Here is a 13,214-nt window from a genome sequence, read left to right as displayed (position 1 = left end):
TCAGTTTTTCCAGAGTGCAGGCAAGTCACCTGACTTCCTGCCTCTGGTGATGGCAGCATTGATTTTATTGATGACCTCCGGTGCGCTGTCTATGCTGGAAGTGAAATGGATGTGATCAACCAAAAAAGGTTTGGCAAATACCTTTACACCAAAATTCACCTGTATTTCAGTACGGATATTTTTGTCACTCAGGTATTTATTCAATTCTGCTTCGAGGTCTTTGGCATTCGACATGCGTGAATTAACCAGCATCACATCCATGCGTCCTGACAAGAGCTTTTTTAAACGTGAACTGTTTTGTGGCTGGTCTTCTTCCACCCTGAACAGGACATTACGTTTGCTGTCAATCTCATCGCCAAAACGTATACCCCGCACGATGCCAACTGATTTACCCTTCAGGTCGCGGATACTGGAAAACTCCATCTTGCTGTCATCCCTGACCACGACCCAGACAAAATCTGAAAAGACCGGATCAGAGTAACGCATGGTTTTCAGTCTTTCGGTATTCTTGGACAGGCCAAAACCCATTCCTTCGCCTTTGCCTATATTTTCGATGACGCGCGGTAGCGGATAGCGCCGCACATCAAACTCCATATCCAGCGCATGTTCAAAATAATGGAGGATTTTTTGATTTTCAGGGCGTATGGGGGCAATCTCGCCGTTTTCATCACGTGTCTCTGCCAGCAATAAAGGTACGATGGTTTTTGCATGCGCAGTCAACTGCATGCAGGAGCAGCAGATCAAAAGCAGACCTGCCACCCGACTGGCATAAGCACTCACATAAGCACGAAAAATAGGAAACGACTTGTCTTGCACGTAATCTTCTCATTTTGAAGGATGCACTGATCATACCAGTAGCCCAGACTGGATTGTGACGTGGTTTTTCAAGGTGGAAAAAGTTGACGCAAATTAACATATTCTGTTCATTAATCTGCTTCCTGGCTGACTATTGAGGTTATCTCTTTGCTAAATTTGAAAATCATTTTCAATAATTTGATAAAATAACAAAACTCGTCCTTATTGATGAAATGAGTTCTAATACTCATTCCAAAAAAGGGAATGAGCTGCCTCAGCTTAAGGTCTGCCAGACGACGTTATGCTACATCCGGCGTCGTCTTGCTCGCCACAATTTGCGTGGAAAGGAGACATATCATGCCTTTAGTCACAATCACCGTCTGCAAGCCCAAATCCCTGCTTTTCAAAGAAACCGTATTGAATGCCGTGCATGCTGCACTGGTTGAAGCAGGGGTGCCGGAAACCGACAAGTTTCAACGCATCCTGGAACTGGATACCGAGAATTTTCGCTTCGATCCACATTATCCCGATCTGCACAAGAACCGTAATCAGGATTTTGTCCTGATCGAGATACTCTGGTCCGTTGGCCGCAGTGTCAGCATCAAGAAAAAATTGCTGGATACCCTGATGAAGCGGCTTTGCGACAAGAGCATGAATCCGGAAAACATCATGGTCTGTTTCAGGGAAACTGCCTGGGAAAACTGGTCATTTGCCGGTGGGCGATTGCTGCATACCTGAGAGTCTGGGTGTAAGGCTGTCTGACGAAATGCGCTTTGGAATCGGCGCTGGCCGGTATACCATGGCGACTGGCTCAGTACACCCTGCTTCCACGCGAACACCGTAGCAGCTTGCTGCTGGCGGCAGATGTGTATATCCGATCGCACAGACAAGACTAAAGAATGAGGTAGTTAATAATGGGAAAAACCCGACTGGAAGCATTCAGTGATGGCGTTATCGCTATTCTGATCACCATCATGGTGCTGGAAATGAAGGTGCCACATGGCGGCACGCTGGATACCTTGCTGGAGGTCTGGCCTGTATTCTTCAGTTATATACTAAGCTTTATCTACGTCGGTATTTACTGGAATAACCACCATCACATGCTGCATACCTGCCACCGGGTCACCGGCGGCATCCTGTGGGCCAACCTGCATTTGTTGTTCTGGTTATCCCTGATACCCTTTGCATCTGGCTGGGTCGGTGAAAATCATTTTGCTTCTGCGCCAGCGGCGCTGTATGGCCTGGTGTTGTTGATGGCAGCCATTGCCTATTTCATTTTGCAGCAGCAGATCATTGCGACCCAGGGGCCGGATTCGATTTTGAAAAAAGCCGTCGGCACCGACTGGAAAGGCAAGCTGTCGCCGATTACCTATGCAACAGGCATTCCCCTGGCTTTCTGGTACCCGCTGGTTTCCATGGCTCTGTATGTCACCATGGCCATGATCTGGCTGATACCTGATCGCCGCATCGAAAAAGTCTTGAGAAATCATGATGCCTGAAGAGCCGGTATTTGATTCATTTCCCGTTCAAAAGCAATCACCATATAAATCTATGCGCCTGATTTTATCTGCCGTTTTAAGTATTGTCTGTTTGAGTTTCTATGTTGACGGCATGGCTGCCGAACCGCCGGTGATACAGATGCCTGAACAGGATATGGTACTTGCAACCGATACCGGCAAGATAGCTGGCAGCTTGCTGTTACCTGCCGGTGCTGGTCAGGCTAAAGTGCCAGTAGTACTGATCATTGCCGGATCTGGCCCGACAGACAGGGATGGCAATACTGTAGGCATGAAGGGAAAAAACAATTCCCTGAAAATGCTGGCGCAGGACATGGCCGCTGCCGGTTTTGCATCCCTGCGTTTTGACAAGCGTGGTATTGCAGCCAGCAGTGCCGCAGCCACCAGCGAATCTGCCTTGCGTTTTGAAACCTATGTCCAGGATGCAGTCGCCTGGTTGAAGTTGCTGAAAACCGATGTGCGTTTTTCTGGCGTGGCCGTGCTGGGCCATAGCGAAGGCTCACTGATAGCCATCCTGTCGGCACAGCAAGTGAAGGTAGGCGCAGTGATATCAGTTGCGGGCCCGGCGAAAAATGCTGGCGATATCTTGCGTCAGCAATTCCAGGGCAAATTGCCACCTTTGCTGACACAAAAAAATGAAGATATCATCAGTGCCCTGCAAGCCGGAAAACTGATTAGTGATGTGCCGCCAGAACTGAAAGCTTTTTATCGTGACAGTGTGCAGCCCTATCTGGTTTCCTGGTTTCGCTACACCCCGGAAAATGAAATCGGCAAGCTGACTTGCCCGGTCTTGCTGCTGCAAGGCGACAATGACATACAGGTCGATGCCAAACAATTGACTGCTCTGAAAACCGCCAAACCGGACGCGACGCAACTGCTGGTTCACAATATGAATCATGTGCTGAAGATAGTCACCGGCGACATGAGCCAGCAAATGGCCTCGTATGGTGACCCAGGCCTGCCGCTGGCACCCGAACTATCCTCTGCGCTGACCAGGTTTTTACGCGACAAGCTGCAATGAGGCGTGCCTGAGTGTCACCTATGTATCGTTTGACTATCTGCCCAGGCATTGCCATTCCTCACTTGCTGGCTTAGGATATCAGCCAAACAAAGCTGATAAAAAGGGGACCGGCAATGGGCAATCAAACCAGGGATGGAGATAGTGCGCCGCCCGATATCAAGACGGTGATAGACAGGGAAGCGGTATTTCCGCCCTTGCGAAGGGTGGGAATATTCCGTCCTTTTGCCTGGTTGAAAATGGGCTGGCAAGACTTTCGTGCATCCGGTGGTGCCAGTTTATTTTATGGCGTCTGTTTTGCTGCCATGGGTCTGATACTGAAACTGGTGCTCAATAATGCACCAGAATATCTGTCTGCCCTGACTTGCGGTTTCCTGCTGCTCGGCCCCTTGCTGGCGCTGGGCTTATACGATATCAGCCGTCGTCTGGACAATGTACGCTCCGGCCTGTTGGGGAGTGTATTTTCCATGCGCGGGCGCTGGAGCAATATCGGCGTACTGGCTCTGGTACTGGCCGTCATCATGATGGTCTGGGCGCGTGCTTCGCTGGTGATCTTTGCGTTGTTCTACAACAAGGGTATGCCAACCATGCACGGTTTTCTGGCGCAGCTGTTTTCCCTGGATAACCTGGAGTTTCTGGGCGTCTATCTGTGCATAGGTTTTATCTTCGCCAGCCTGGTATTTGCGATCAGCTGGGTATCCATACCATTGATGCTGGACAGGGACACGGATGCCATCACGTCCATGATCATCAGCTGTGTGGCCCTGTTCATCAATGTGCCGGTGACGATGGTATGGGCAGCACTCATTATCGCCAGCGTGGTGCTGGGTTTCATGACCTGGAACATCGGCTTTCTGATCATCATGCCTATCATCGGTCATGCGACCTGGCATGCGTATAAAGAGGTGGTCGGTCATGCCGATGATCGTCAATAGGCGAATCACTTTCAGTATCAGGCATTGACATTGATATTGCCCGCGACTTCTGCAAGTTTATCCGGCTCACCCAATTCTTCGGCTTCATGATAAGCAGAATCAGCCTCTGCATCATGGCGCTGGTTTTGGGCGTGTTCATGTAAATCCAGCGTCACGGGTTCTACGACGGTGATTGCTTCTGTCGCTGTCACCGTGTCAGTTTGCGCTGGACGCGGTTTTTCTGTTGTATTGGCTTGAATACCATCCCTCACACGATATGCCGCTACCGCGGCGGAAATCAGGGGATTGATGCCGTCCTGTATGTGCGGTATGTCAGTTGCATTGATATTGGCATTGACTGCGGCACTGTTGCTGGCAGACATTGTTTGCTGGGTGCTGGTATTACTGGTCACTGTACTCGCAGTTGTCGTCGAAGCCAGGCTGGCTGGCGGGCTTTGATTGCTGGCCGTTATATTGCTTGCTGCCGTGCTGGTCTGGTTAATGGTAGCTAGCGTGGTATCCAGTGTCTGGCTCACTGCTGCCAATGCAGAGTAGTTGTTAGGGGCTGTTTTCGTATTGCCCGATGCCGTGGTGGATGCGGCGTTTTCATTGGATTGTATTGAATTTACAGCGATCTTGTTTTCCAGCTGGCTTTCCGTCAGTAGCGACGACGGTGTTGTCACGGGTGTCGTAACATTTGCGGCCAGCCTGTTTTCAGTTACTGTATTTGCCTGTACAGCTGTGGATGTGTCCACGATTTCAGTTGATGGCGATTGGAGTGGTGTCTGTACCGATGTTTGTGCCGGTGTTTGGATATTCAGTGACTGTGGCAAGGTAGTGTTGGCTGTGTTTGCTGTATCTGCCGTATCTGCCGTATCTGCTGTGATTGACAGTGTGTTGCCAGTTGCCGCGGCATCAATGGCCTGCGCATTTGATGCCACATTCAAATCTATACCTGTTCCTGTATTGGCCACAGAATCGGGAACTGTATCAATCCTTGCATTGGTAGCATTAGTACCATTAGTACCATTCGTGCTTATCGTCAAAGCTGCATTGGTAGGCGTATTAATTTGTGCCGTGTTTGTAGCGTCATTTGAAGCAGGTAATCCTGCTGCCCTGGTTTCAGGTGACGCCGGGATACCAGGTATTGCCTGCGCAGCGTCGTCCACAGTATTGACAGTAACTGTGTTTGATACATCGGCATTTACTGCAGCCTGAGAGTTTCTGGCGGTTTCGATTTCAGCCTGCAATGCCTTGTCCGCTAGTGTTTGCTGTAGTAGTGCCTCTGCATTGGCCGCCGGAGTAACAGTATTCACATTGCCTGTTGCTGTCGCTGTCGTGCCTGTGGTGTCAGTGTTGGGATCGCTGTTGGCATTGATATTGTTACTGTTGTTGGCTGCATTCGTTGTTGCGGTATTCTCAATTGAATTGTTGTCGGTATTCGACAGGATATTGCCGGAAGCGAATTCCTGATTTTGTGTAATGACCGTACTCTCTGCGCTACCCAATACCTGTAGTGCTTGCGCCAGTAAAGCAATCGTGCCTGAGCTATCTTTTGCCAGTACATTTTGAAAACTGGCCACGTCAAGTGTCAGCAAACTATTGCTATCGGGCTGGGATGCATTTTGCAGATTAATCCCTATGCCTCCCAATTGTTCGAACAGACTGGTGCCATCCGCATTTTGTGCGCCAGCATTGATAGCCTGCAACAGACTGTCGCTACTGGTTGGGACCAGAGGGTTTTCGGACAGACTGGAATTGCTGGCTTGCAGTTGATTAAAGGCATCCACAAATGAACTTGCAATGGCAGTGAGCTTGGCAAGGTCTGCTTCGGTTTGAATTGTGTCGGTGCGATTGACGCCATCCGAAGTTTGCCGGTTTTGCAATTTGCTCACGTAGGCCAGTAATTCACCCAGGCGAGAAACATCAACAGTAATATTGCTGTTGCGTGCCGTGTCCAGCAAGCTGGAATCAGCGCCTATGCCTGATGTCAGGGATAGCGCACTGACCGTATCCGGACCGCGTGCTGCCGTAACTTGTAATCCCGGAGTCGTCACTGAACTGATGGGCGAGATAATCATGCAATGCCTGCCTTCTTTGAACATACTTTTATACGTGCTTACAGATTATCTGCCAACTGGTCAATATTCTGTGCGGTATGTCACTTAGAACCTGTCTGCGATCTTACTGCGCGCGTGATCGGGGCTCATGTGCTGCTCAAAATGCTCATGTAACTAGAGTACATTCCGCTTTTTGCGCTGCGTTTTATGTTCCCCTGACCCCGCCGACGCACGCTCGCTACAGATCGCAAACAGGTTCTTAGAAAACGAAACAGCGAAATATCATTGCAGAATGAAAAAATCCTCATAGCGTTCAGCTATGAGGATTTTTTATGCAGCAAGAAAAACTATTTATTCAGCGGGGGAATGACTTGAGGCACCAGCGCTTTAACTGGTTGCTCTTTAAGTTTTTTCTCCAGCAGTTGTATGGCGGTTTCCAGTTGTTGATCCTTGCCGTTGAAGGTGGCGTGCGGCAGATTGTCCACTTCCACATCTGGTATTACGCCTACACCTTCGACCAGCCAGCGGCCATCCATGCCAAACTGTGCATTTTCAGCTGCCCTGATCATGCCATTGTCGGACAGAGTATTGCCGTCGGACAGCCATACACCAGCACCGGCAGTACGTTTGCCGACCAGTGGGCCGAGTTTAAGGGCCTTGACGCCAGCGGCAAAGGTTTCACCGTCAGAGTAGGTCAATTCATCGACCAGCACCACCAGATGACCACGGAAGGTCTGCTGCATGTTGACGTAAGGAGCAGATGTTGGGTTAGCCCAGAATGCCCAGGCCTTGCGCAAGAGTTTTTCTATGATCCAGCTGTCGATATTACCGCCGCGATTACGTCGCACATCGATGATCAGGCCATCGCGTTCGATGTTGCTGTAGAAATCGCGTGCAAAGCTGTTGATGTCTTGCGCACCCATGGCACGCAGGTGCAGATAACCGATGCGACCCTGAGTCTGCTTGTTGACCTGCTCGCTACGGCTTTGCTCCCAGTCGCTGTAACGCAGATTGGCATGCTTCATCATATTCACTGGCGTGACGATAACGGCACGGACTGCTTGGTCGCCGCGTTTCACATGCATCAATACCTGTTTATCGGCCTGGTTGGTCAACAGGTCCGAGATATCGCGCGCTTCCAGTACGGGCTGGCCATTGATGGCGGTGATGATGTCGCCTTCTTTGACATCCAGATCAGGTTGTGACAGCGGCGTGCTTTCGGATGGCAATTCCGGTTCGGTATGATAAATATGATCGATACGGTAGCCTGTATTGGTGCGGCTCAGTACGGCACCCAGCGAAGCAGCCTGGCCTTCCGCAGCTACACGGCGGACGTCACCCGGGCGTGTTTGCGAATGCAGGGTGCTGACTTCACTGGCCATCAGGCCAAGTACATCATTCAACTCGGCCCTGTCGGTCACGCGATCCACCAGCGGCGCATATTTGCTGCGTACCTTGTTCCAGTCCACGCCGCGCATTTTGTCATCAAACAAAAAGTCGCGGTGCATGCGCCAGGCATCGGCATACATTTGCTGCCATTCGAGTTTAGGACTGAGGAAGAAACTCCAGTCACTGATATTCACCTTGGCCTTGCTGATGTCAGACGGTTGTCTGGCACCGGCTTCAACGACGATGAAATCACCCGGGCTATTGGTGCTGTGGGTGCGATAAAACACATGCTTTTTGTCGGCAGACAAATCAAACTGACGTATATTGCCTGCAAAAATATCTGGTTGCGGTGCAGTTTTGCTGATGGCCAGGGTTTTCAGTGTGGCCTTGCCATCGGTGCCTTCGAGCTCGGTAAAATACAGGCGTTTGTCATCGATCGCCAGATCACGATAATTGCCATAGGCCAGCGGTACCTGGTAGAGGCGCTCTGCCAGGCCAGCATATTGAATGGCGGGCAGGGCTGGTTTTGCCGGTTTCTTGCTGTCCTCGGCTTTATCCGTGGTTTTGTCTGTAGTTTTGTCACCAGTTTTTTCAGCTGATTTGTCGATGGATTTATCGACGGATTTATCTGCGGGCTTGTCGGTTGCTTTGTCTGCCGCTTTGTCTGGTGTCTTGTTCAGTTCATCATCTGCCTTGAACGGGAAGCGGCTGCCAGTTTGCAGGGCCAGTGCGTAGATGCCGGTGCGTTTTTCAAAATGCGGCCCCATGTTGCGGTCGCCCCAGGGCGCGCGATTGCTGACCTGGAAATTGCGTTCAGAATAGAAGTAAAGCCAATGCCCATCCGGTGAAAACACAGGGTTGTGCGAGTTGTATCGGTCGCTGGTGACAAAATGCAATTGCTTGCTGTCCAGCGCATACAGACCTATCTGCGATCTTTGCAGTTTGTTGTCTGCCCTGACAATGGAGATGGTCTTGCTGTCGGGGGACCAGACGATTTCTTCCTGTCTTTCAGCCCCGATTTTGCCAGCATCATCAATCACCTGGTTGGTTTTTGTGGCCAGATCGAGCAGCCATAACCTGCCGCGCTTGTCGGTATGCGCCAGCCATTTGCCATCGGGAGAAGGATAAATGTGATAGCGATATACATTGCCATTGGTGGTCAGCATTTCTGGCTTGCCTACGCCATTGGCAGGAAATTTCCATATTTCATTTTCACCACTGGTGTCGACAATCGCGAATACCGATTTGTCGTCATGTGAAAAAATGGCTTCGCGGGCGCGTGCATTTTCAGGTACTGGCAAGTCTATGCGACGTTGCGGGCCAGTACCGGCAATCGTTACGCGACCGCGGGCGGTGAACAGCAGGCGTTCTTCCTTGCCGGATATTTCTACATTCGTCAGGTATTCCAGTGGCGTCTTGATCTGGCGTTTGCGCTGCTGGTCAAAATCAGATACCAGGTCTATGTTGATGAGTTCGTCTTTGGCAGTGGCAATATCGAGCACGCGCAGGTCTGCCCCCAGTTGATAGGCAATCTTGCCATCGCCCAGATTGGCGTTACGCACTTCCCAGTCCTTGTGCTGGGTCAGCATGCGGGCATCGCTGCCATCGGGATTGGCGCTCCATATATTGAAAGCACCATTGCGGTCGCTAACGAAATACAGGCGACCTTTCCACCACATCGGGCGGCGGTTATTGCTGGTGTCGCCGGCAAACAGCTGCGTGGCTTCGGTTTTGGCCTGGACGTCATAACGCCAGACCTGTGCCGTGGCACCACCGCGATACTGTTTGACATTGTCATTCGTCATTTGCAGGCCAAAGCGGGTGAAGTACAGGTACTTGCCACTTTCATCAAGTACTGCTTCATTCGCATCTGCCACCGGGAAGACACGACGCAGCATGGTCTGCGGATTGATGGCGGCCACCACGCGGTGGGATGAAGGACCGGTGCTGTTCAGTGTACTGACCAGGACTTCGCCGCTGTTGGTCCAGCCCAGTACATTCACCTGGTCATTTTCGAAACTGATGCGCTTGGGCACACCGCCACTCATGGGCATGACATAGGCTTCCGTCGGGCCTTCATAGGCGGCTGAAAATGCCAGCCATTTGCCGTCATGCGAGATGGCAGGCAAGGTTTCTGCCGCCGGGTGCGTGGTCAGTCTTTGTGCCTGTCCGCCGTGACTTGCCACTTTCCATAAATCGCCTTCGGCAGTAAACACGACTGCATCTGCACGTATGCTGGGGAAACGATAATAGGCTGGTGCAGCCAATGCCTGCATGGCTGTCGCAGTAGTCAGGCCTGCCAGGCTGAGGGTAAGCGCAAGTGTAGAAAGTCTCATTTTTGTCTGGTATTGGTGTGGAAATAAGAGAATGGGAGCAAGTTTTTTGTTTTTGTATCAAATATGCTGCACAGCTGATGAATAAAACGGCAAATATTGCGGCAATTGTAAATAAATATTACATATTTGCCGGATAAAGAAAGCTAACTTCTGGCATACTTTGACTTTAATATTTCCAAGTGGAAATGGTGCTGTGGCAGGCCAGGAGTCATCTCATGAGACAAGTCAGCGTTTGCAAAGTTCTTGCAATTCTATTTATTTCGGCAGAATTTTCGACATCGTCGGCACAGAATGTCACGTTCTCTATCGACACTCAAGCTGAACGCAAAGCCATCAGTCCGCTGATTTATGGATATAACGCCTATGCCGACGGTAGCAACCGTGCCGGTCTGGCAAATCAGGGTGGTCTGGCCAGCCTGCAAGGTCTGAACCTGCGCTCGCGCCGTCTGGGCGGCAACAATATGACCAGTTATAACTGGGAAAATGGTGTGAGCAATTCCGGCGCAGACTGGTGCAATTCATCGAATGCCGGTGTGAGTGCGATGAGTGGTGCCGGTGACCCTCTCCAGACTGCCGGGCTGGCTTATTATGCCCCCGGTGCTGCGCTCAAAAGTTTTCATGACCAGTCGCTGCTGCTGGGGACATATTCCCTGTTGCAATTGCCTGCTGCCGGCAAGTTGCCAAAAGATATCGTCAATCTGAATCCTCCTTCTACCTGCAATGGTTCCCAGTTATGGCAAAGCACGGCTGGGCCAGCCAATGTGGATACGGCGCGCTGGGTCGACATCGTCAATGACAAGCCCGCTGCTGCCGGTGGCCTGAGCCTGGCACCTGGCCTGACGGATGGTGTGGTGTATATCGATGAAGAAATCAATTTCCTGGTACAACAGTATGGTGCTGCAGCAACAAGCAGCGGTATCAAGGGCTATGAGCTGGATAATGAACCAGACCTGTGGCATCACTGGACCACCAGCAGTGGCGAAAGTGGTACCCATGCCAATCTGTATCCGCAAGTAACAACCGTCAGCGATGTGCTGCAAAAGAATATCGCGCTGGCAAAGACCATCAAACGTATGGATGGCGGAGCCGAAACCTATGGACCAGCTATCAGCGGCTATCTGGGTTTGTTCAGTCTGTGGGCAATCTGGGATGGTTCGCAATCTCACCAGCCAACTGACTGGGCGCAATACAATGTCGAGCCCTATGTCAGTAATGGCAGTGGTGACCGTTATCGCTATAACGGCATGACCATGGCAACTACCTATCTGGCGAAGATGCAGCAGGCTTCCCAATCGGCAGGCAAGCGTTTGCTGGATGTGTTTTCATTCCACTATTATCCACAGGCTTCAAGCTCCACTACCGACCGGGTACAGGCGGCACGCAGCCTGTGGGATGCAACGTATGTAGAACCCACCTGGATTACCCAGTCTGGTAATGGTTTTACCGATGGCCGCGGGCTGCAAATGCTGCCCAAGCTGCAACAGGCCATCACTGATTTTTATCCTGGTACCAAGCTGGCCGTGACCGAATATGATTTTGGCGGCAAGTCCGATATCACCGGTGCCATTGCCCAGGCCGATGCTTTGGGTAGCTTTGGCAGGCAGGGGGTCTATCTGGCTACGTATTTTGGGGATGCCGAAGGCTTTATCGCCTCTGGTTTCAAAATCTACAGAAATTATGATGGCAATAAATCGGTCTTTCCTGCTACTTCAGTCAAGGCTGTTGCCAGCAATAATGCCAATGCAGCCGTGTATGCAGCAGTTGACAGCAATGACCCGAATGTCATCCATGTGATCGCCATCAACCGTCTGGCCAGTTCACTCAACAGCAGTTTCCAGCTTAGCCATCCTGTGACGCTGAAATCGGCCCAGGTCTGGGGTGTCAGCGGTACGAATACTGCAGTCACCACCAGAAGCGGTTTGAACAATATTGCGCAAAACAAGTTCAGCTACAGCCTGCCAGCGCGTTCGGTACTGCATTTTGTGTTGAAACCCTGATCATTCAAAGGCGTCAGTGAAGCAAAAGCCGTCAGCATACTGGCGGCTTTTTTTCGGGCGCTTCAACTTTGCATCACTTTAAGAATCAGTTTGCCATTGTTTTCACCGGTGAATAATTTCTGGAAAGCTTCAGGAAATTTTTCCAGACCTTCCACGATATCTTCACGGCTTTTCAGTTTGCCAGAACTGATCCAGCCTCCCATATCCCTGGCTGCTTCCATGGCGCGTGGGTAATAGTCAGATACCATTACGCCCTTCATCGTGGCCCGTTTCACCATCAGGTTCAGGTAATTTGATGGCCCTTTGATCGGGGTGGTATTGTTGTATTGCGAAATCGCACCGCAGATAACAACGCGGGCACCAAAAGCCAGTTGTGCCAGTGCAGCATCGAGAATATCGCCGCCAACATTATCGAAATACACGTCTATGCCATCCGGGCAATGCTGGCGCAAGGCGGTACTCACATCTTCGGTCTTGTAATCGATGGCGGCATCAAAGCCCAGTTGTTCAATCAGGTAACGGCATTTGTCGGCGCCACCGGCAATGCCGACCGCGCCTGCCCCCTTGATTTTGGCAATCTGGCCGACGATAGTGCCGACGGCACCGGCAGCACCAGATACCACGACCGTATTGCCTTCTCTGGGTTGCCCAACTTCAAGCAGGCCGAAATAAGCCGTCATGCCCGGCATGCCCAGTGTGCTCAGGTACAGGGGCAAGGGGGCCAGCCTGGCATCCACCTTGCTGATACCCTTGCCGTCGGAATACGCATATTCCTGCATGCCCAGTAAGCCGCTGACATGTTCACCGGCAGCAAACCTGGCGTTTTTGCTGGCGACCACCTGGCCAACGGCCAGGGCACGCATCACTTCGCCGATGGCGACAGGCGGCATGTAAGAATTTTTACTCTCATTCATCCAGCCACGCATGGCCGGGTCCAGCGAGATATACAGGTTTTTAATCAAGATTTCATCTTCCTGCAAATCGTGCAATTGCTCGGCGACATAGTTGAAGTCGCTGGCTTTGACACTGCCCTGGGGGCGGCTGGCAAGCTGGAACTGATAGTTGATGGTATTCATCTTGTTCTCCCCCGGCTGCTATTGGTTTTTTTAGGTTGTTATTGTGATGCAGCTTGGCACTGACCACGCATACCAGTATAGGCAGGAAGTTACTGCTTGATAAGGGGGATTT

At 51.1% G+C, this 13,214-nt stretch carries 9 protein-coding genes; 5 read left to right on the top strand and 4 right to left on the bottom strand.

Features of this window, described 5'->3' with window-relative positions; translation table 11 throughout:
- Complete coding sequence (locus H8L32_RS14675; RefSeq protein WP_186948005.1) at positions 1 to 726, bottom strand: substrate-binding periplasmic protein; 726 nt, start codon at positions 724 to 726, stop codon at positions 1 to 3.
- Between the two features lie 426 nt (positions 727 to 1,152).
- Between H8L32_RS14675 and H8L32_RS14670 the strand changes: the two genes are divergently transcribed.
- The 4 genes from H8L32_RS14670 to H8L32_RS14655 all read left to right on the top strand — a co-directional run bounded on the left by H8L32_RS14670 (position 1,153) and on the right by H8L32_RS14655 (position 4,265).
- The gene (locus H8L32_RS14670; protein ID WP_186948004.1) at positions 1,153 to 1,533 is read left to right on the top strand and encodes a tautomerase family protein; all 381 of its coding nucleotides are present in this window, start codon (positions 1,153 to 1,155) and stop codon (positions 1,531 to 1,533) included.
- Between the two features lie 176 nt (positions 1,534 to 1,709).
- Positions 1,710 to 2,294 carry a TMEM175 family protein gene (locus tag H8L32_RS14665; protein WP_186948003.1) on the top strand — a complete coding sequence of 195 codons (585 nt, stop codon included), beginning with the start codon at positions 1,710 to 1,712 and terminating at the stop codon, positions 2,292 to 2,294.
- Between the two features lie 52 nt (positions 2,295 to 2,346).
- Positions 2,347 to 3,333, top strand: a complete 987-nt coding sequence (locus tag H8L32_RS14660) for an alpha/beta hydrolase family protein (protein WP_186948002.1) — start codon at positions 2,347 to 2,349, stop codon at positions 3,331 to 3,333.
- 113 nt (positions 3,334 to 3,446) lie between these two features.
- Complete coding sequence (locus H8L32_RS14655; protein ID WP_186948001.1) at positions 3,447 to 4,265, top strand: DUF2189 domain-containing protein; 819 nt, start codon at positions 3,447 to 3,449, stop codon at positions 4,263 to 4,265.
- Positions 4,266 to 4,282: 17 nt separating this feature from the next.
- Here the strand turns inward: H8L32_RS14655 and H8L32_RS14650 are convergent, their stop codons facing one another.
- Entirely contained in the window at positions 4,283 to 6,325 is a 2,043-nt protein-coding gene (locus H8L32_RS14650; protein ID WP_186948000.1) for a hypothetical protein, read from the bottom strand.
- Between the two features lie 326 nt (positions 6,326 to 6,651).
- Positions 6,652 to 10,029 carry a S41 family peptidase gene (locus H8L32_RS14645; RefSeq protein WP_186947999.1) on the bottom strand — a complete coding sequence of 1,126 codons (3,378 nt, stop codon included), beginning with the start codon at positions 10,027 to 10,029 and terminating at the stop codon, positions 6,652 to 6,654.
- Positions 10,030 to 10,244: 215 nt separating this feature from the next.
- On the opposite strand from H8L32_RS14645, the gene H8L32_RS14640 reads away from it, so the two are divergent.
- On the top strand, positions 10,245 to 12,026 hold the full coding sequence (locus tag H8L32_RS14640) for a glycoside hydrolase family 44 protein (RefSeq protein ID WP_186947998.1): 1,782 nt from the start codon (positions 10,245 to 10,247) through the stop codon (positions 12,024 to 12,026).
- A 62-nt stretch (positions 12,027 to 12,088) separates the two neighbouring features.
- Here the strand turns inward: H8L32_RS14640 and H8L32_RS14635 are convergent, their stop codons facing one another.
- A complete protein-coding gene (locus tag H8L32_RS14635) occupies positions 12,089 to 13,102 on the bottom strand; it encodes an NADP-dependent oxidoreductase (protein WP_186947997.1) in 1,014 nt (337 codons plus the stop codon).
- Positions 13,103 to 13,214 lie beyond the last annotated feature (112 nt).

Origin of the sequence: Undibacterium hunanense, from assembly GCF_014284335.1 — a bacterium.
Taxonomy (GTDB): domain Bacteria; phylum Pseudomonadota; class Gammaproteobacteria; order Burkholderiales; family Burkholderiaceae_D; genus Undibacterium; species Undibacterium hunanense.
The sequence above is the reverse complement of the archived record's forward strand: the minus strand, read 5'-3'. Positions and strand labels throughout refer to the sequence as shown.

Excerpts from the sequence above, each read along its gene's own strand:
- H8L32_RS14675 (WP_186948005.1), bottom strand. The coding sequence starts at position 726 with ATGCAGTTGACTGCGCATGCAAAAACCATCGTACCTTTATTGCTGGCA.
- H8L32_RS14670 (WP_186948004.1), top strand. The coding sequence starts at position 1,153 with ATGCCTTTAGTCACAATCACCGTCTGCAAGCCCAAATCCCTGCTTTTC.
- H8L32_RS14665 (WP_186948003.1), top strand. The coding sequence starts at position 1,710 with ATGGGAAAAACCCGACTGGAAGCATTCAGTGATGGCGTTATCGCTATT.
- H8L32_RS14660 (WP_186948002.1), top strand. The coding sequence starts at position 2,347 with ATGCGCCTGATTTTATCTGCCGTTTTAAGTATTGTCTGTTTGAGTTTC.
- H8L32_RS14655 (WP_186948001.1), top strand. The coding sequence starts at position 3,447 with ATGGGCAATCAAACCAGGGATGGAGATAGTGCGCCGCCCGATATCAAG.
- H8L32_RS14650 (WP_186948000.1), bottom strand. The coding sequence starts at position 6,325 with ATGATTATCTCGCCCATCAGTTCAGTGACGACTCCGGGATTACAAGTT.
- H8L32_RS14645 (WP_186947999.1), bottom strand. The coding sequence starts at position 10,029 with ATGAGACTTTCTACACTTGCGCTTACCCTCAGCCTGGCAGGCCTGACT.
- H8L32_RS14640 (WP_186947998.1), top strand. The coding sequence starts at position 10,245 with ATGAGACAAGTCAGCGTTTGCAAAGTTCTTGCAATTCTATTTATTTCG.
- H8L32_RS14635 (WP_186947997.1), bottom strand. The coding sequence starts at position 13,102 with ATGAATACCATCAACTATCAGTTCCAGCTTGCCAGCCGCCCCCAGGGC.